Source organism: Novosphingobium sp. PhB55 (assembly GCF_004368805.1).
In the GTDB taxonomy this organism is placed as follows: domain Bacteria; phylum Pseudomonadota; class Alphaproteobacteria; order Sphingomonadales; family Sphingomonadaceae; genus Novosphingobium.
Genome location: NZ_SODQ01000004.1, coordinates 418,297 through 437,352, shown reverse-complemented (window position 1 = coordinate 437,352; position 19,056 = coordinate 418,297). Strand labels below are relative to the sequence as shown.

Annotated in this window: 14 protein-coding genes; 12 read left to right on the top strand and 2 right to left on the bottom strand. The window is 64.1% G+C overall.

Annotated elements, in window-relative coordinates:
- Nucleotides 1-33: 33 nt before the first annotated feature.
- Nucleotides 34-2,553 (bottom strand): TonB-dependent receptor, encoded by a 2,520-nt coding sequence (locus EDF57_RS12100; protein WP_134094447.1) that lies wholly within the window; start codon nt 2,551-2,553, stop codon nt 34-36.
- Between the two features lie 231 nt (nt 2,554-2,784).
- Between EDF57_RS12100 and EDF57_RS12095 the strand changes: the two genes are divergently transcribed.
- Entirely contained in the window at nt 2,785-3,339 is a 555-nt protein-coding gene (locus EDF57_RS12095) for a TetR/AcrR family transcriptional regulator (protein WP_166675257.1), read from the top strand.
- Nucleotides 3,340-3,405: 66 nt separating this feature from the next.
- Nucleotides 3,406-3,855 (top strand): GFA family protein, encoded by a 450-nt coding sequence (locus tag EDF57_RS12090; RefSeq protein WP_347876951.1) that lies wholly within the window; start codon nt 3,406-3,408, stop codon nt 3,853-3,855.
- Nucleotides 3,856-4,000: 145 nt separating this feature from the next.
- On the opposite strand, the gene EDF57_RS12085 is transcribed toward EDF57_RS12090, so the two are convergent.
- Entirely contained in the window at nt 4,001-4,645 is a 645-nt protein-coding gene (locus EDF57_RS12085; protein ID WP_166675256.1) for a response regulator transcription factor, read from the bottom strand.
- 354 nt (nt 4,646-4,999) lie between these two features.
- On the opposite strand from EDF57_RS12085, the gene EDF57_RS12080 reads away from it, so the two are divergent.
- The 10 genes from EDF57_RS12080 to EDF57_RS12035 all read left to right on the top strand — a co-directional run bounded on the left by EDF57_RS12080 (nt 5,000) and on the right by EDF57_RS12035 (nt 19,041).
- Nucleotides 5,000-6,397 (top strand): DUF1254 domain-containing protein, encoded by a 1,398-nt coding sequence (locus EDF57_RS12080; protein WP_134094444.1) that lies wholly within the window; start codon nt 5,000-5,002, stop codon nt 6,395-6,397.
- Nucleotides 6,394-7,794, top strand: a complete 1,401-nt coding sequence (locus tag EDF57_RS12075) for a DUF1254 domain-containing protein (protein ID WP_134094443.1) — start codon at nt 6,394-6,396, stop codon at nt 7,792-7,794. Before EDF57_RS12080 ends, EDF57_RS12075 begins: the two co-directional genes overlap by 4 nt.
- 175 nt (nt 7,795-7,969) lie before the next feature.
- Entirely contained in the window at nt 7,970-8,830 is an 861-nt protein-coding gene (locus tag EDF57_RS12070) for a Na+-dependent transporter (RefSeq protein WP_134094442.1), read from the top strand.
- 115 nt (nt 8,831-8,945) lie between these two features.
- Entirely contained in the window at nt 8,946-10,460 is a 1,515-nt protein-coding gene (locus tag EDF57_RS12065; protein WP_134094441.1) for an arylsulfatase, read from the top strand.
- Between the two features lie 70 nt (nt 10,461-10,530).
- Nucleotides 10,531-11,202, top strand: coding sequence for a GAP family protein (locus tag EDF57_RS12060; protein WP_134094440.1), 672 nt, complete (start codon nt 10,531-10,533; stop codon nt 11,200-11,202).
- A gap of 145 nt (nt 11,203-11,347) precedes the next feature.
- Complete coding sequence (locus EDF57_RS12055; RefSeq protein ID WP_134094439.1) at nt 11,348-13,762, top strand: glycoside hydrolase family 2 TIM barrel-domain containing protein; 2,415 nt, start codon at nt 11,348-11,350, stop codon at nt 13,760-13,762.
- 175 nt (nt 13,763-13,937) lie between these two features.
- On the top strand, nt 13,938-14,510 hold the full coding sequence (locus tag EDF57_RS12050) for an RNA polymerase sigma factor (protein ID WP_132266628.1): 573 nt from the start codon (nt 13,938-13,940) through the stop codon (nt 14,508-14,510).
- Nucleotides 14,468-15,424 (top strand): DUF4880 domain-containing protein, encoded by a 957-nt coding sequence (locus EDF57_RS12045; protein WP_134094438.1) that lies wholly within the window; start codon nt 14,468-14,470, stop codon nt 15,422-15,424. The genes EDF57_RS12050 and EDF57_RS12045 overlap by 43 nt, the downstream gene beginning before the upstream one ends.
- 105 nt (nt 15,425-15,529) lie before the next feature.
- Nucleotides 15,530-18,022 (top strand): TonB-dependent receptor, encoded by a 2,493-nt coding sequence (locus EDF57_RS12040; protein WP_134094437.1) that lies wholly within the window; start codon nt 15,530-15,532, stop codon nt 18,020-18,022.
- Between the two features lie 80 nt (nt 18,023-18,102).
- Complete coding sequence (locus tag EDF57_RS12035; protein ID WP_134094436.1) at nt 18,103-19,041, top strand: metallophosphoesterase; 939 nt, start codon at nt 18,103-18,105, stop codon at nt 19,039-19,041.
- Nucleotides 19,042-19,056 lie beyond the last annotated feature (15 nt).

The window sequence follows — 19,056 nt, the reverse complement described above, 5'->3', positions numbered from 1 at the left end:
TAGAGTCATGAAAACGCGCCGCCCTCCACCGGACTAGAAGCTGTACCGGAGACGCGCGCCGTACGTTTGCGGCTCCCCCAGGTTCGCCACCTCGAACCCGGCCACTGCGAACAGGCCCGGGGTGAAGGTGTAGTAACGCTCCTTCGTCACGTTGGTCATGAAGAGCGACAAGTCGACCGGCGACCCGGCAATCCGGCGCCAATCGAAATTCAGGTTGAGCAGGTCGATGGGCGCAAGCACGCCGATGTCCCGCCCGCCGTTGGCGGCGATGCTGGCGGCATCGCGCGCGGCGTAATTGACCCGCTGCTTGCCGGTGTGGCTGTACGTCGCGCCCACCGAAACAGCACCCACGCCCTCGCCCAGTGGCAGCATGTAGTTCGCCGCCAGGACCATCTTGTGCTTGGGCGCCAGGGCCAGTTGGTCCCCGGGCAGCACGGTCGAGGAAACGATGTAGGGGTCTGTCGGGGGCAGCTGCGGAAGATCGACCGACTTGATCCTGGTATTGAGGTAGGCGTAGCTCGCGTTGAGCGACAAGCCGTCGAACGGATTGAGGCCCGCTTCCACTTCCACGCCATAGATGCGCGAGCGGCCCGCGTTCACCGGGCCTGCCGTGGCGGAGACGCCGCCGTTGACGGCGGGATTGTCCGCGAAGCCGACCTGAAGCTGCTGATCGGAGAAATCGTTGTAGAACGCAGCGACGTTGAAGTTGCCTCTCACCGGGCCGCGGAAGCTGGACTTCAGGCCGATCTCGTAAGCATCGACTTTCTCGGGACGGAATACCGAGAAAGCGACCGGCGCGTCCGACTTGATGCCGCCCGTGCGGTAGCCGCGCGCGTACTTGGCGTAGAGCAGCAGGTCTTCCACCGGCTTGAAATCCAGCCCGACCAGCCAGGTCGGCGCCGAGGATTTCTGCGAGAGCTGCAGCGCGCAATCGGGAAGGCTGGTGTTACCCCGCGTGCAACTGGCGGTCGGCGGTCCGACCGGCACCGGGAAAGTGGGGAACAGGTAGCTGATCTGCGCGGTGTCGCTCTGCTGCCGGTCCCAGGTGTAACGGATGCCTGCGGTCAGCTTGAGCTGATCGGTCAGCGCATAATTGGCCTGCGCATATGTGCCGATGCTGCGCGTGGTAAGGCGGCCCACGGTGTAGTTGACGCTGCCGGCCTGGATCGGCGGAATGATCCCCGCCACCACCAGCGGCGTCACGTTCGGATTGAGGTTCGCCAGGAAACCGAGAATATCCGTACACTGCAACTGCGCGATATCCGTGCAGTTGATCGTATTGGGAGACTGCGATCCGGTCAGGCTCAGCGGTGCCGATCGCTCGTAGTAGACGCCGGCCTGCCAGGTGAGCCGCCCATCGCCCGAATTGCCCTGCAACTGGAATTCTTCGGTGAAGGTCGATTGATTGCTGAGCCCCTTTGCATTGGGCGCCGGGATCACGGTTGCGAAGTTGAACGGCACGCTGGGCAGGAAGCCGGGGATTGCCGGGGTGGAGAACTGGGTGCCGAACAGCGCGGAGCGCAGCGTCTGCTTCAACTGGGCATAGCTGGCGATGTTCTTGACCGTCAGGTGGTCCGATGCCTGCCATGTGGTCGTATTGATGACCTGCCAGGTCTCGGTCTTGGACTTGGCGCCCTCCACATCGCTTCGCGCCGTATAGAAGCCCTCGGCCTTGGCCGCGGCATCCGCGAGCTGGGCGCAAGCGAAATCGCCAAGCGCAACGCCGGGGTTGCAGGCGATCAGTTTCTGGAGCGGGCCGCTCGTGTCCGACTTGGTGTAGGAGGCGATCATGTAGTTTTCGAGGTTCGGAGTCAGGTCCGCCACGATGCTGGCGCGGGCCGCCAGATAATCGATGTCGTTGAAGCGGGATGGCCCGATGCCGCTGGTGTTGCGCAGCCAGCCGTCCCGCTTCTGCCGGTCCACGCCCAGCCTCACCCGGAAGGTTTCCGCCACGGGGATGTTTACCACGGCCTGCAAACGCCGCTGGTCGTAATTGCCCAGAGTGCCCTCGACGTAGCCCTCGAAAGCGGAAGTGGGCTTTTGCGGCACGAGCAGCACCGCACCGCCGGTGGTGTTGCGGCCGAAGAGCGTTCCCTGCGGCCCTTTCAGCACCTGCACGTTCTGCAGATCGAAGAAGCTGCCCGGCCCCGCGCCGTCTCCTGATGGAATGCTGGGACTGCCGCCGCGCGGCGCCACCACATCTGCGAAATAGTTGCCCACGGACGGCGCGGTGCCGATATCCTGAACGAAGCCGCGAATGGCGAAGGTGGAATTCTCGCTGCCGAAACTGGTGTTCGCCGAAAGGGAGGGCGTGAGTTTGGCCAGATCCTCCGCATTGACGATGTTGGCCCGGGAGATCGCCTGCTGATTGAAAACGGTGATCGAGATGGGAACGTCCTGCAAACGCTCCTCCACCCGGCGGGCAGTGACGATGATATCTGCATTCGCGGTGGAGACGTTCCGGCCAGCGGCCTCCTGAGCGCCAGCGTTCGGTGCCAGCACCGAGGCGAGCGAAGTGGAAGCTATCAATGCGAAATAGCGCTTCTTTGTCATCAGTGATCCCATCCCGTTTTGTTTTTTATCGGTGTGCTCACCAGTCTCGGCCGGTCTCGTCCCTTCTGGAATCTGCATTTTCCCGGGCGGCCATGCGCCGCGGATCGTGCCGCTGCGACGCCAATCGAAACGTCCCATCGGAAATTCCCGAAGTTCCCTTTCTCTCCCCACATGAGTCGTCTATGCGACTCATTGTCGCTTTGCGACTACTGGTCGCATAACGAGGTGCGAATGACGTCGTCAACCCGGAAAGACCCACGCCTGGCCCGCACGGACGAGGCGCTGGAACAGGCTCTGCTGACTCTTTTGATTCAAAGTCCGTTCGACCAGATCACGATCATCGAAATCTGTCGGACAGCCGGAATTCACAAGGCAACATTCTTTCGCCGATACGAAAGCAAAGAAGCACTTCTGGATCAGATCGCGCGGGAGCAAATCGACCGGCTTGTCGCCATGACGTTGCCGGTCGGTCATAATTTAGCTGGTTTTACAGCGCTTTGCCTCTACGTCGAAGAAAACAGCGCATTGTGGACAGCTCTGCTGAACGGGGGCGCTGCGGGCGCGATGCGCGAGGAACTGCTCGCCGTGTCCCGCGCGCTGGTCAGCAAGGGCGGGCTGGGCGAAACCCGGCTGCCTGCCGATCTGGCGGCGGTCTGCACGGTGACATTGATCGTGGAGACGATTTCGTGGTGGCTTCACCAGCCCGAAGCCGAGCGCCTCAGCCCCGCCACGCTCGCCGAGATGCTTCTGGACATGGTGGCGGCGCTTTCCCAACCCCGGAAATGAGCGGGAGCTGGCAGACTGGCGGGAGGATCCTCGGGGATCGCCTTCTCCGGCATGCTCTGACACATTATGCCTTGCCTTTCGAACTCCCGACCGAATGGAGAGACAGCGATGACGTCAGTGACATCCGGTTCCTGTCAATGCGGCGCGGTCCGGTTCGCCATCCACGGGCCTTTCGAGAACTTCTATCTCTGCCACTGCAGTCGCTGCCGAAAGGACACGGGGTCAGCGCATGCGTCGAACCTGTTTTCGTCAAAGGCAACAATAGTGTGGCATGGCGGAAACGATCGGATCGTGCACTATCGCATTCCCGGAACGCGCCATGCCAGGAGCTTCTGCGCGATCTGCGGATCCGGCCTGCCGAACGTCCAGATGGACGGCGCCTTGCTCGTAGTGCCCGCGGGGTGCCTCGATGACGAAGTCGTCATCTCCCCGGATGCCCATATCTGCCTCTCCAGCCGGGCAAGCTGGGAGGACCGGATGGCCGATGTTCCAAGACTGGCTGGCCTGCCGGAGTAGCCGCCCCCCTCGCCCCCTCTGCACGGACCGGGATGATGGCTCGGGAATGTCGCCGATGCTGTAACGGGGGGCGCCCAGGACAATCCGGACACCTCCCCGCTGCGCCGAAATCGCGACGCCGATCAAGCCATTGATTTTCGTATTTCTATATCGAAACCAGGTTGTTCCTGACCGCGTATCGAACCAGCTGGGATACCGAAACGAAGTTCAGCTTGTTCATCGCAGCTGCGCGGTGGGTTTCGACGGTCTTGGCGCTCACACCCAGGATATGGGCGACTTGCTTGTTCATCTGCCCTTCGGCGACGAGCTGGACCACCTGCCGCTCGCGGCAGGTCAGTGTCTGCTGCCGGAGATTTACAGGCTGGAAGAGCTTTTCCGCCACGAATTCGGACATGGATGAGGAAATATAGGCCTTCCCGAGCTGAACGTTGCGGGCCGCGGCAACGAGTTGATCGAAGCTGTCGGTCTTGAGCACGATCGCGCGCACGCCGGCGCTGATATAGTCCATCACCAGATCGTCCGTGATGAACGATGTAAACAATATGATGTTCAGCGCCGGCAATCTCTCCCGCAGGCATCGCGAGAGATCGATGCCGTTGAGCGAGGGCAGGGTGTGATCAAGGATCACCAGATCGGGCTGAATCGTTGCCGCCAAATTCAGGGCTTCCCGGCCATCCGCTGCATCGGCGACAACCTTCCATTGCTCCTTGCGTTCAAGCAGAGTCTTCACGCCTAAACGAAAAACTTCCTGCTGATCGACGACCATCACGCTCGATAGCTTCGTCGCCATAATCCACCTCGTCATATCGCGAGTTGCAAAACTAGGGATGATTATTGGCGGCCCCGATTCTCTAGGGATATTACCTAGGAGAGTGGAGTAAGGTTTCTCTATCCGGAAAAACCCCGATAGCTGGTTGTCTTTGATGTACAAGGTAAAGATTGCAGGCAAAGGACGAATTTAGAGAAAAATGGTTATCGGCATCGAAACCGATGAGCCGCCTCCTGTCCTCGCCCCACTGCGTGACCGCGAAGTTCCACGAAGATCAGGGCCAGGCCCCGGATACCGCCGGAATTTGCAAGGGTCTTCCCGGATACAATGCCGAACCGTTCCCAATAGGCTGGCGTTTTCCAATGGAGCGCAGGCATGTCAGAAAACAATGTCGCGTCGCGCAAGGCTCTCGGCGAGCCGGCCGCGGCTTACTCGCCGAAGGAGATCGCCCGGCGAACCGTCTATCGCCGCGCGGTCGAGGCGGTGATCTGGGGCATGCCCGCAGTGAATTTCGACCTGATGCTCCAGGCCTTCATCGCGGCAGGCGGCGCGGCGAACCAGGTGGCCTATTGGTCCAGACTGCTCGATGACAAAAACCAGACCCTGACGCCGAACCCCGACACGATCTACCTCAACCCCTTCTACGACACGCGGAATGGGCCGATGGTGCTGGAAATTCCGCCGGCGGAAGGCGGTTCGATCATCGGCAGCGTGGACGATTGCTGGCAGAATGCGATCGAGGATGTCGGCCCGGCGGGGTTCGACAAGGGCGAGGGCGGCAAATACCTGATCCTGCCGCCGGATCATGAAGGCGCCGTGCCCGAAGGCTATATCGCGCTCCGCTCGGATACCTATCAGGGCTTCGCCATACTTCGCTCCAACGTCAAGAGCAGCGGCGAGGCGGATGTCGCCAGGGCCGTTGCCTATGGGCGGCGCATCCGCTTCCATCCGCTGGCAGACGCCGGAAACCCGCCGGAGACCCGGTTCGTCGACCTGGCGGGCATCCCCTTCGACGCCACGATCCCCTATGACGCACGGTTCTTCCATTCGCTTGCCCGCATAGTGGATCGGGAACCCTGGCTCACGCGCGACAAGGCGATGATCGATCCGCTCCGCTCGCTGGGCATTGCCAAGGGCGCCGTCTTCGCGCCGGACGCCGACACCGCCGACCTGCTCGACAAAGCCGCCGACGAGGCGCTGGCCTGCCTGGACGGGCTTTACGAGGCCGCGTTCGATCCGCCCTTCTATACCGGCGGGCGATGGTCCCTGCCTGCGCTGAAGGAAGTCGTGGAGGGCATGCCCAGCTTTTTCGCCGATCCCGATTCCTATCCGGTCGACGGCCGGGGCGTGACGTATTCGATGGCCTATTTCAGCGCCAAGCATCTCGGCGCCGGGCAGTTCTATCTCATGGCGATCCGCGACCGGGATGGCGAGCCGCTGGATGGCGAGGCGCATTACACACTGCGAGTACCGGCAGACGCCCCGGTCGATCTCTACTGGTCGGCCACCGCCTACGACCGCGCGACCCATGCGCTCATCCAGGGCGTGCCGCGCGCCAGCCGCGCATCGAGCAGCCACGGCATCGGCAGCAATGCCGATGGATCGGTCACCCTGTTCTTCGGCCCCGAGGCGCCCGCAGGCAAGGAGGCCAACTGGGTCCCCACCCGGCCCGGCCGCGGCTTCGAAGTGCTGTTCCGTCTCTATGGCCCGCAAAAGCGGTTCTTCGAAAAGACATGGGTGCTGCCCGACATCGAAAAGGTATCCGGACGATGAGCAAGATCCCGGACGGCTACACCGCCACGGAAACCCGCATCGGCGCGCTCTCGCTCGACCGCCAGGGATTGCCGGACCAGGCGGCGATCGACACGCTCTATGCCCAGCGCGATTTCCAGCGCGCCTGCCAATGCTATCTCTGGGCGCTGCCGATCGTCAGCTATGCCCAGTGGCAGAACCAGCATGAGACCGTGTTCGGCGCGAAGGACGGCGATGTCGTCCAATATGTCTCGGTGCGCGACAAGCTCGGGCTCATCACGGCCAACGCCACCACGCCTTATGTCCTGGGCTTTGCCGATACCGCGAAGACCGGTCCCTTGATCGTGGACTTTCCGGCCGGGGAAACGGCGGGCGGCGCCGGCGATTTCTGGGAGCATTCCAGCAGCGACTTCGGCCTGACCGGCCCCGACAAGGGCAAGGGCGGCCGCTACCTCCTGCTCGGTCCGGGGCAGGATGCGCCTGCCGGCGTGGAAGCCGATTTCGTCGTCCGGAGCCAGACGTTCAACGTTTTCCATGCCTTCCGCATCCTCACCACCGACCCCGCCGAGGCGGAGCGCATCCTGCACGCCTATCAGGTCTATCCGGCGAGCGAGGCCGCAAACCCGCGCAAGACCCGCATCGTCACGCCCGATGGCCGGCCCTGGAGCGGCACCCAGCCTGCCGGCATGGCCTATTGGCAGCGTCTGCACGAAATCCTGCAGGTGGAGCCGGTGAAGGAGGAAGACCGGCTGTTCATGGCGATGCTCAAGCCGCTGGGCATCGAGAAGGACAAGCCCTTCCATCCGGCGGCCGATCAGGTCCGCGCCCTCACGGACGGAGCGCAGATCGGCCAGCTGATGGCGATGGCCAATTCGTTCGACAAGCGCTTCGAAACCGCGCGCTATGCCGGGCATTGGGACCGCGCGGTGAACGTCGGCATGAGCCAGCAGGCCGAGTTCTATTCGCAGCTCGATGAGCGCGCCTCGTGGTTCTACGAGGCGGTGGGCCTGTCGGAGGGGATGACCACTCACACGCCGGGCGAGGGCCAGGCCTATCTTTCCGCCTATCGCGACGCCCAGGACCAGTGGTTCGATGGCGGCAAGGCTTATTCGCTGCGCGTTCCGCCGGAAGTGCCCGCCGGCCAGTGGTGGTCGGTCGCGCTCTACGATATCGAGACGCGCTGCTTCATCGACACGAAATACGACAAGGCCGAAATCGGATCGCGCAGCCATCTGGCCGCCGACCCGGACGGTTCGGTCACCCTGGTCTTCGCGCCCGAGCCGCCGACCGGGTCTCCCGAAAGCAACTGGATCCCCACCGCCCCCGGCCGCGCCTGGTTCGCCTATTTCCGGCTCTACGCACCGCTGCAGCCCTATTTCGACGCCAGCTGGAAGCTGCCGGACATCACCGCGTCGTGACGCGGGGCGCGGCACATGTCTTGGGAAAATATCCGCCGATCTGGAGTGTTCTCCCGATACCCGGTCGCCGCGGCCGCTGCGCACTCTTCTCGGCACCCAGCACGGATCCCGTGGATGTCAGCGGCACGGCCGCGATCGATCATGAGGCAGAGATGAAAATGCTCCTGCGCAAGCAATGACTCTGCTCAGTGCCCTGAAGCTGGCCCTGGTCGCCAGCATCTTCCTGAGCGTTCTGGCCCTGGCGCTGCGCGCGCGGGCGGACGATGTGTTCTATCTCTTCCGCGAATGGCGGCTGGGTCTGCGGGCGTTCATCGCGATGTTCGTGGTGGTGCCCGCGGTGGCCATCTTCATCGCCTATGCCTTCGAGCTGAAACCGGCGGTGGAAATCGCCCTCATCGCGCTCGCGTTCTCGCCGGTGCCCCCGCTGCTGCCGAAAAAGCAGATCAAGGCCGGAGGCGCCGCGTCCTACACCACGGGCCTGATGGTGGGCGCCTCGCTCGCCTCGCTTGTCGCCGCGCCGGTAGGCATCGCGCTGGCGGGCCACATCTTCGGCATCGAGACTCATGTTTCGGTGGCCGGCATCGTCAAGACGCTGGGAATGCTCATCGCCGTGCCGCTGGCGCTGGGGCTCCTCGCCCAGCGCCTGTTCGGAGAGAGTGCCCGCAGCTTCGCCCCCACGCTCGGGCATTTCGCCGTGCTGCTGCTGGCCGCCTGCGCGCTCGTACTGCTCTTTGTCATTGCCCCGGCGCTCTGGGCCGTGATCGGCAACGGGACGATCGTGGCGATCTTTGCCATGATTCTGGCCGGACTGGCAGCGGGCTACCTTTTGGCCGGACCCACACCGGAAGACAGGGCAGCCCTCTCGCTCGCCGCCGCAGCGCGCCATCCGGGCATCGCCATGGGCATCGCGGCAGTGAACTTCCCTGACGAGAAGCTCGCACCTGCCGCTATCCTGCTGTTCTTCATCCTGAGCGCCGTGCTCTCCATGCCCCTGCTGCACCTGCTGGGAAAAGCCACCGCAAAGCCCTCCGCCTGAACGGCCGGCATCGGCAATGTCCCTGACCGAACTCCCGGATAATCCGGATCGGCCCTCTCCATCTCGGCCGCTAGATTGCACGTCCAACGTCCCAAGTTCCCAACGGAGATACAAAATGTCCAAGCGGCCCAATATCCTGGTGATCTGGGGAGACGACATCGGCTGGCAGAATGTCAGCGCCTATGGTCTCGGCACGATGGGCTACACCACGCCCAATATCGACAGCATCGGCTATGAGGGCATCCGTTTCACCGATCACTACGCCCAGCAGTCCTGCACCGCCGGGCGTGCGGCTTTCATCACGGGACAATATCCGATCCGTTCGGGCATGGTCACCGTGGGCCAGCCCGGCGATCCGCTGGGCCTCCAACCGGCTTCGCCCTGCCTGGCCGAAGTCTTGAAGGAAGCCGGCTATCGCACCGGCCATTTCGGCAAGAGTCACCTGGGCGATCGCAACGAGCATTTGCCCACCAACCACGGGTTCGAGGAATTCTTCGGCAACCTCTACCACCTCAATGTCTCCGAGGAGGACGAGCAGCGGGACTACCAGAACTTCGCCAAGGCCTATTCCGGCAGCCTTGAGGAATACGAAAAGAAGTTCGGCGCCCGCGGCGTGATTCACAGCTTTGCCACGGACACGGAAGATCCCACCGAGGATCCGCGCTTCGGCAAAGTGGGCAAGCAGAAGATAGAGGACACCGGCCCGCTCCACCAGGAACGCATGCATGACGTGGATGCGGCCGAGTTCATCCCCAAGGCGCTGGACTTCATGAAGAACGCCCAGGCCGAGGACAAGCCCTTCTTCGTCTGGCTGAACACCAGCCGCATGCACCTCTATACCCGCCTCAACGACAAGTGGCGCTATGCGGCGGAGAAATATACCTCGGAAGCCGACCTTCACGGCTCGGGAATGCTCCAACACGACCACGATGTGGGGCTGGTGCTGGACTTCCTGAAGGAGCAGGGCCTCGATGAAGACACCATCGTCTGGTATTCTACCGACAACGGTCCCGAGCATTCCTCTTGGCCCCACGGCGCGACCACGCCCTGGCGCGGCGAGAAGATGACCACCTACGAAGGCGGCGTGCGCGTGATCTCCATGCTGAAATGGCCCGGCATGATCGAGCCGCTCCAGCTCAAGAACGGCATCCAGGCGCACCAGGACATGTTCACCACACTGGCCGCCGCGGCCGGCGTGGAAGACGTCAACGACAAGGTCCTTGCGGAAAAGAACCAGTATATCGACGGCGTGAACAACCTCGACTACTGGCTCGGCAAGGCGGAGGATTCCTCGCGCAACCACATCTTCCACTACAACGAATCCAAGCTCACGGCGGTGCGCATGGGCCCATGGAAGTGGCACTTCTCGACCGCGGAGGACTATTACGGAAACATCGTCGGCCGCAGCAAGCCGCTGGTGTTCAACATCCGGATGGACCCCTTCGAAAGCTACGACAACAGCGACTCCTACGGCCACCTGATCCAGAAAGTCTCATGGCAGACAAGCCCGATGGGCGAGATGATGAAGGACCACCTGATGACGCTGGCGAAATATCCGCCAGTACAGGGCGGCAAGAGCTTCGACATGTCGAACGTGGTCGAACAGTTCATGAGCAAGGGACGCGACTGACGGTACGGGGTCAGGCCTGGCGACAGGCCCGTTTCCCTCCTGAAGGCTCTGTCCGGACGAAAGGCGGGGGATGCTGGAGGCAGCCGGAGAACTTTTGCCGCTTGCAGTGGGAATCTCGATCAGCCCGCTGCCCATCATCGCCTTGATCGTGCTGCTGATGTCCCCACAGGCAGGCCGTTCCACGCCTGCCTTTCTGCTGGGCTGGATCGCTTCCATCTCCACGGCCCTGCTGGTCTTCGCCTATTTGTCCAAACTTGGTTTCGGCAGCGGCGGGGCCGGTAATATCGCTGCCATCGTCAAGCTGGCGCTGGGCGCGGGGCTGCTCTACCTGGCCGTACGGGAATGGCGGGCGCGGCCCAAGCCGGGTGAGACGGCCACCCTGCCCCACTGGCTGGAAGCGGTGAAGGACATGCGCCCGCTTTCGGCAGGCCTGCTCGGTTTCGGCATCTATGCCGCCAATCCCAAGAATCTGACTATGGGCATTGCTTCCGGCGTCGCCTTCGGCAGCGCCCATCTGCCGCCGGGCCCGGCGATTGCCGTGGCCGCGATCTTCGTGCTCACCGCGGCGAGCACCATCCTTGTTCCGGTCGTCGCCTTCTGGTCCGCGCGGCAGCGTGTCCAACCCTGGCTCGACGAAATGCGCGAATGGCTCACCCAGCACAATACGGCGGTCATGGCGGTGCTGCTGCTCGTCGTGAGCGCCATGATGCTGGGCAAGGGCATCGCGGCTCTAACCTCCTAGAGCACCCAGGCCAGCGATTAACGCTACCTCGACTGCCCTCCTCCAATGGCACGGCCAAGCCCTCCATTGCCGCATGATGAAACCATATTGCAAATAGCGGGATTTCATTTAGGCCAAGGGGGAATAAGCTACGGCAGGAGAGGACATGCGGGTGCGCAAGACGGGCAGCAGGGCGATATTCTATGCGCTGACGACAGCCTTGGCGTCGATCGGCGCAGCTCAGGCCGCGCCGCGTGCGGTCACCCCACTCCCCGATGGCTGGCGCTTCATCCAGGCCGATCCGGAAGGCGCGGAAACGACCACGCTGGACGATTCGTCCTGGCGGGTCGTCAGCGTTCCGCATGACTGGGCCATTGCCGGTCCTTTCGATCCCAATGCCAAGGCCGCAGGCGAGAACGGCTTCCTGCCGAGCGGGGTCGGCTGGTATCGCAGGACGCTGGATCTGCAGCCGCGGCCCGGACGACGCTATTTCATGGAATTCGACGGCATCATGGAGCGCAGCGGCGTCTGGGTGAACGGCCATCACGTCGGCTATCGGCCGATGGGTTATGTCAGCCAGCGCTACGACATAACGCGCCATCTGCGCACGGATGGACCCAACGTGATCGCCGCGCGGTCCGACACGTCCGCCGCCCCCTCGTCGCGCTGGTACACCGGGTCGGGCATCTACCGCCACGTCCGCCTGATCGAGACGGATGACGTGCATATCCCGCAGGGCGGCCTCTATGTGCGCGCGGCAGCCATCGGCGATGACCAGGCAACGATCGAAGCCACCGCCGAAGTGCAGAACGACAGCCCGGCCGCGGCCGGGGTGAAGGTCGAACTGCTGCTGACCGACCCCGACGGGCACGAAGTCGCACGGACTGTCACTCCGGCCACCAGCATCGCCGCCGGGCGGACCAGTATCCTGCCGGTCCGGATCGCCCTGCCCCGTCCGCGCCGGTGGGACACGACCGATCCCGCGCTCTATCGCGCCGCCGTCCGCGTGCTCTCCGCCGACGGCACGCTGCTGGACAATGAGGATGTCCGCTTCGGCATACGCGAAGCCCGGTTCGATCCCGCAACCGGATTCTGGCTGAACGGCCGCAACTTCAAGCTGAAAGGCGTGGCGCTGCATCATGACGGCGGCGCGGTGGGGGCCGCCGTGCCGCTTGCCGTGTGGCGCCAGCGACTGACCACGCTCAAGGCCGAGGGTGTCAACGCGATCCGCACTGCCCATAACGTGCCCAGCCCCGAATTCCTCGACCTGGCCGACGAGCTGGGGCTGATCGTGATGGATGAGCTGTTCGACCAGTGGAACGTCGCCAAGACGCCGGAGGACTATCACCTCTTCTTCGGAGACTGGCACAAGCGCGATACGCTGGACATGGTGCGCAGGGACCGCAACCACCCCAGCATCGTGCTCTGGAGCGCCGGCAACGAGATCCATGACACCGCCTATCCGGTGCAGGCCAAGGCAGCGCTGCGCAGTATCCTCGACATCGTCCATGCCGCCGATCCCTCGCGCCCGGTAACGATGGCGCTGTTCCGCCCGAACGTGACGAAGGACTATGACAACGGCCTGGCCGACATGCTGGATGTGGTGGGCCAGAACTACCGCGAAAACGAGCTGATCGCGGCCAGCAAGCAGAATCCGAAGCGCAGCATCGTCGGCACCGAGAACGCCCATAACCGCAGCAACTGGGTGCCCGTGCGGGACTACGCGCCCTTCTCCGGCATGTTCCTCTGGACCGGCGTGGACTATCTGGGCGAGGCGAACCGGTCCGGCTGGCCCAATATCCAGAACCCGGCCGGGCTGCTTGATCGCACCGGGCGGCAGAAGATCAGCGGCATGGAGCGCGAAAGCTGGTGGTCCGACCGGCCGGTGGTGCATGTCGTGCGCAATGCCGATCCGGCGGCGGCTGGCCCGTCTACCGATGGTGCGGGCGGTCCGAACCAGCCTGTCCTGCCCACCATGATCGCCGTCGCGACGCCCAAGCCCAAAGTCGCGCTGTTCGACGACTGGACGCCGCAGGATCGCACGCCGCATGACGAAACGATCGAGGTCTACAGCAATTGCCGGCAGGTCGAGGCCTTCCTCAACGGCCATTCGCTCGGCACGCTGCCGATCAATGCCGATGCTTCTCCGCGGCGCTGGGCCGTGCGCTATGCGCCGGGCGAAATGCGGGCCACCTGCCGCGATGCCGGCAGCGCGGCCGTATCCGACAGTTTGCGGACAGCGGGCAAGCCGGTTCGCATCGCGTTGACACCGGATACGCCGACCGTCGGCTCCACGTTTGACGACATGGTCTACGTTCGCGCGCGGGTTGTCGATGCGAACGGCGTCACCGTGCCTTCCGCCGCCCAGCGCCTGCATTTCGCGGTCAAAGGCAAAGGGCAGCTGATCGCAACCGACAACGGCTCCTCGGTCGATCATACGCCCTTCCCTTCACCCGACCGCACGGCACAGGACGGCCTGGCCGTCGCTCTGGTGCGAGGTGCGGGCCGAGGCCGCTTCACCGTGACCGCCACGGCAGAGGGCCTGAAAGGCGGCTCCGTCGATCTGTCCGCAACCGAATGACGACGGGATAAAGGCGAACAGCTCTGCCCTCGGCATTGCCGAGGACTGTCGCCATGCACGGTCATCACCGGCCGCAATCCAGGTGCGTTGAGCGAGAGCCGACGAAAATCGCCTCAGGTGACGCATAACTGTAAGACCCGCCGCCTAGGGCGCCTCCAGCAATCCGGAGTGCGCCTTGAGCTGGCTACGTGAAATCGACCGGTGGTTCATGGTCGAAGTGCTGCCTCACGCAGCGGCCTATCGCGCCAGAGCCGCACACTTCTGCGGCCGGGACGAGGCGGACGACCTGGTTCAGGAAGCCTATGCACGCGTGCTCGCCGCGCCCGACTACCGGGACATCGCCTCGCCGCGCGGCTTCGTGCTCACCGTGGTCCGCAATCTCGCCCTGGAGCGGCTTCGCCGGGCCAACGTGGTGCGGATCGACTTTCTCGCCTCGCTCGACATGCTGGACGTGGCCGACCCGTCGCCCGACGCCTTCGCCGTCAGTTCCGGACGGTCCGAACTGCAGCTTCTCCTGCGCCTGATCGAGGAACTGCCGCCCCAGTGCGGGCGGGTACTGCACATGCGCAAGATCCAGCAGATGTCGCCGCCGCGCATCGCCGAAGAACTTTGCATATCGCTATCGACCGTTGAAAAGCATATCGCTAAGGGGCTTTCCCTCATCACGAAGGCACGCCGCGAGCGTGTCGCCCAAGCGGAGGAACTGTGTCCGACCGTTCCGAAATCCCTGAACCAGCCGCTGACCTGACCGACATCGCGGCCGGGTGGCTGGCTTCGCTCGACGCCGGAACGGCTGACCGGCGCGCGTTCGAGGCGTGGCGGGCGGAAGACGTGCGTCATGCCGTCGCGTTCGCCGAAGTGGCGAGCACCTGGCGGGACATGAGCGAACTGGCGCGGATTTCGGGCGATCCCAAGCCAGCAGTGTCGGACGATGCGCCCGCGCCTGCCCCGGACAAGCAACCGACCCGCCGGCGCATGCTGCGCATCGCCGCGGCGGCGGGCGCGATGGCCCTCGCAGGCGGCGGGTTCGCCATGCGTGCGGCCGCCCGCAACAGCGCCGAGACCCGGATCGGAGAGCGCCGCGCGATATCCGAGGTGCCGGGCCTCTCGGTGAACCTCAACACCGACAGCAGCATCTACTGGAAAGACGGCAAGTCACCCCGGCTCTGGCTGGAGCGCGGAGAGATCGGCATTCAGCTCGATCCGGGCCGGCGGCTCAGCCTGATGACGCCGGGCGGTACGTTCCATCTGGCGCCGGGCGACTATAACGCCCGCCTTCGCGGCTCCAGCTGCGAACTTGCGGTGCTTTCGGGAAGCGGCACGCTGGGCGATGCGGCCCGCCCCTTCCAGCCCGGCGACGTCGCTCTGGCCACGGCCGGGCAGGCGAACGTACGACAGCGCGAGACAGACCTCACCCGCATCACCGCCTGGCGCCGCGATACGCTGGTGCTGAACGGCGAAAGCCTCGATTACGCACTGGCGGAAATGAACCGGTACTTGCGCGGCAAGATCGTCATCGGCGATCCCGACCTCTCGCGCCTGCGCATCGGCGGCACGTTCGCCACCACCAATCCCACCGAATTCCTGGAGGCACTGCGCACGTCTTTCGGCGTGAAGGCCACTGCCGGGGCCGATGGAAACATCGTGCTCACTCATGCCTGACTCACCCCCTGACCCAGGTCGCTGAAAAAATTTCTGCCGCCGGATAGCGGTTTTTTCGCCCCCATCCATCCTTGCCCCGACAATCGCATCCAGCGGGGAAATTCCATGTTCAAGTATCTGACGACGACCGCCATCGTGGCGGCCGCGATGCCGGCTGCCGCCTTGGCGCAGCAGGCACCGATCCAGTTCGACATCCAGGCCTCGGATACGGCCACCGCACTCAACCGCTTCGCCAACCAGGCGGGCGTGCATCTGGTGTTTCCCTATGACGCCGTAGCCAATCGCCGGGTCGCCGCGCTGCGCGGCCGCTTCACCCGCGCCGAGGCCCTGCGCCGCCTGATCGCCGGGCAGGGACTGGTCGTGGCCAGCGAGACCCCGAGCATGATCTCCCTCAAGGTCTCGCCCACCGAGACACGCGATGCCGCGCCTGTGGCCGTGGCGGACGCGGGCGCCACCGGCCAGGACATCGTCGTCCTGGGACAGGGGCAATCGCGCCAGGTCCAGACCGTGTCCATGGCAGCGATGGAGAAGACGACGGCCGGCACCTCCCCGCTGCGTTCGCTGGGCCGCCTGCCCGGCGTGAACTTCGATTCCTCGGACGCGCACGGAACTTACGAGGCCGCCACGCAGCTTTCGATCCGCGGCTTCATTACCGACCAGATGGGCTATACCCTGGACGGCGTGCCGCTGGGCAACATGCAGTACCGCAACAACAACGGCCTATCGATCAACCGCGCGCTTCTCAGCGAGAACAACGGCGGCGCCACGCTGTCCCAGGGCAGCGGCGCGCTGGGAACGGCGTCCACCAGCAACATCGGCGGCACGGTCGACTTCACCTCCATCGAACCCACGGCGAAGTTCGGGCTCGACCTGCAGCAGAGCTACGGCAGCGAGGACTCCTGGCGTTCCTTCGTGCGGATGAACAGCGGCGACCTTGCATGGGGCGGACGGCTCGCCATTTCCTACGCGCATGACCGGCAGGGCAAATGGCGCGGATGGGGCAAGCAGGAACAGGACCAGCTCAACGCCAAATACGTGCAGCCGCTGGGCGATGCCGTAACCTCGACCACCTTTCTCAACCTGATCGACCGCCGCGAGGACGATTATAACGACCTCTCGCTGGCCAAGATCAAGCAGTACGGCTGGAACTTCGACAATATCGAGAGCTTCCAGACGGCCGAGGATCTCGCCCGCATCGTCCAGAACGGCGGTACGGCTCCGGCGCCTTACGTGAATGCCGACGATGCCGTCTACAACGGCGGCGGCGTGCGGCGCGACCTGCTGGCTTACGAGAAGCTCGAATACCAGTTGGGCCCGCGCCTCTCCGGCTTCACCACCGCCTACATCCATCTCGACAAGGGCATCGGCACCTGGGCCGACCCCTACGACCCCACGCCCGAGGCCTATGGCGGCTCGCCGATCTCCGTTTCGGCGCTGCGCTACAACGTCAACCGCAAGGGCGGCATCTCGCGCCTGATGTTCCAGGCCGGGGACCACAAGATCGAGGGCGGCATCTGGTATGAGCACAATGCCTTCGAGCAGGGCTCCTACCTCTACGGCCTGGAAGAAGGCGTGACACCGAAGAACTTCCAGAAGTTCTACACCAATCCCTTCACCACCAACTGGCACTACCAGTTCGCCACCGACACGGTTCAGCTCGATATCGGCGACACCTGGCAGGCCACCGACCGGCTGCGCCTGAACGCCGGAGTGAAAGGCGTCGTCTCCAAGAGCACCGCGAACACGATCACCAGCAGCAAGCCGATCGACGGTTCGATCAAGGCCGAGAACTGGTTCCTGCCCACGGCCGGACTGCTTTACCAACTGGACGACACCAGCGAATTCTTCGCCGACTACACGCGCAACATGGCCGCCTTCGTCGCCTCTGCCTCCAGCGGACCCTTCTCCAGCAGTTCGCAGGCCGGGTTCGACTATATCCGCGCCAACCTGAAGCCGGAGATGACCAACACTTTCGAGGCGGGCTACCGCTTCCACAATCGTGCCCTGCAGCTCTCGCTGACCGGTTACTATGTGAAGTTCACCAATCGCCTGCTCGCCTCCTCGATCAGCGCAACGATCGTGGGCAACCAGAACGTGCTCCAGAACGTCGGCAGCGTTTCTTCGCGCGGTGTCGAGGCAGCGGCAAACTGGAAGTTCGCGCCGCACTGGTCGCTCTACGGCAGTTATGCCTACAACGATGCGACCTATGACGACAACGTGCAGCCCGAGGGCGGCGCGGTGATCGCAACGAAAGGCAAGCAGGTCGTCGCCTCGCCCAAGAACGTCGCCAGCGCGGAGCTGAACTACGACGACGGCAAGCTCTGGGGCCAGCTTTCCGCCCATTACCGCAGCCGCCGCTATTACAGCTACCTCAACGACGCGGTGCTGCCGGGAGCGGTCAACGTCAACCTTTCCGCCGGCTATCGCCTCAGCAGCGCCATCGATTTCCAGGTCAATGTCACCAACCTGTTCGACAAGCGCTACATCGCCTCTACCGGTACGGCCGGTTTCGTGACCTCGGATCCGGCCGGCACTTACACCACGCTCCAACCGGCGGCACCGCGGCAGGTCTTTGCCACCATCGGCCTGCATTTCTGACCCCTGCCGAAAATCCCTGACCGGGACGTGCGCTCGCCCGGCGCGAGGCACGTCCCGAACACATCCCGGAAAGGACCAGCATGGACCGCCGCAATCTCCTGAAAGTCGCTCTGGGCACGTCCCTGATGCCGATCAACCTGGTCGCCGCCCCGACTGCTGCCGCGCCCCGTTCCAGCGGCCAGCGCTTCAGCTTCGCCTTCCTCAGTGACACGCACATCCGCCCGGCACTGGAAGCAGACCGGGCCTGCGCGATGTGTTTCGAGCAGATTTCCGCCAGCGATAGCGACTTCGTCATCCACGGCGGCGATCACGTCGAGGACGCCCTGGAAACCGGCCGCGCACGCGCCGCGATGCTGATGGACCTCTACCAGCGCACGGAAAAAGCCCATCTGCGCAAGCCGGTCCGCCACGTCCTTGGCAACCACGATTGCCTTGGCGTCTTTCCCAGGAGCGGTGTGGCGCCGGACGAGCGCGACTACGGGAAGCAGTTCTACATCGATCGCTTCGGGCCGCGGTACTACACCTTCGACCACAAGGGCGTTCACTTCGTCGTGCTGGATTCCATCGGGCTGACCGCCGACCGCAACTACGAAGGGCGCGTCGATCAGGAACAGCTCGAATGGCTCCGCGCCGACCTTGCCGCCCTGCCCCATGGCCAGCGCATCGTCGTGGTGACGCACATCCCCCTCGTCACGGCCATGCAGTGCTATGAACCCGAGTCCTGGCTCGATACCCCGCACAACTGGACATTCGTCGTCAACGGCCGCGAAGTCCTGCGCATCTTGCGCGGCTACAACGTTCTCGCCGTGCTGCAGGGGCATAGCCATGTCTACGAGCAGATCGAGCTGAACGGGCTGCGCTTCCTGTCGACCGGCGCCGTGGCAGGCGCGGACTGGCGCGGCGCCTTCCTCGGCACGCCGGAAGGCTATACCGAGATCACGATCGACGGGCAGAGCCTCACCAGCAGGTATCGCACTTACGGCTTCGTCACGCCCGATCGCGAAGACGTGCCGATCTGACGATGTCCCGCCCCC

Excerpts from the sequence above, each read along its gene's own strand:
- EDF57_RS12065 (WP_134094441.1), top strand. The coding sequence starts at position 8,946 with ATGTCCAAGCGGCCCAATATCCTGGTGATCTGGGGAGACGACATCGGC.
- EDF57_RS12060 (WP_134094440.1), top strand. The coding sequence starts at position 10,531 with ATGCTGGAGGCAGCCGGAGAACTTTTGCCGCTTGCAGTGGGAATCTCG.
- EDF57_RS12075 (WP_134094443.1), top strand. The coding sequence starts at position 6,394 with ATGAGCAAGATCCCGGACGGCTACACCGCCACGGAAACCCGCATCGGC.
- EDF57_RS12095 (WP_166675257.1), top strand. The coding sequence starts at position 2,785 with ATGACGTCGTCAACCCGGAAAGACCCACGCCTGGCCCGCACGGACGAG.
- EDF57_RS12055 (WP_134094439.1), top strand. The coding sequence starts at position 11,348 with ATGCGGGTGCGCAAGACGGGCAGCAGGGCGATATTCTATGCGCTGACG.
- EDF57_RS12100 (WP_134094447.1), bottom strand. The coding sequence starts at position 2,553 with ATGACAAAGAAGCGCTATTTCGCATTGATAGCTTCCACTTCGCTCGCC.
- EDF57_RS12040 (WP_134094437.1), top strand. The coding sequence starts at position 15,530 with ATGTTCAAGTATCTGACGACGACCGCCATCGTGGCGGCCGCGATGCCG.
- EDF57_RS12090 (WP_347876951.1), top strand. The coding sequence starts at position 3,406 with ATGCCTTGCCTTTCGAACTCCCGACCGAATGGAGAGACAGCGATGACG.
- EDF57_RS12035 (WP_134094436.1), top strand. The coding sequence starts at position 18,103 with ATGGACCGCCGCAATCTCCTGAAAGTCGCTCTGGGCACGTCCCTGATG.
- EDF57_RS12085 (WP_166675256.1), bottom strand. The coding sequence starts at position 4,645 with ATGGCGACGAAGCTATCGAGCGTGATGGTCGTCGATCAGCAGGAAGTT.
- EDF57_RS12070 (WP_134094442.1), top strand. The coding sequence starts at position 7,970 with ATGACTCTGCTCAGTGCCCTGAAGCTGGCCCTGGTCGCCAGCATCTTC.
- EDF57_RS12080 (WP_134094444.1), top strand. The coding sequence starts at position 5,000 with ATGTCAGAAAACAATGTCGCGTCGCGCAAGGCTCTCGGCGAGCCGGCC.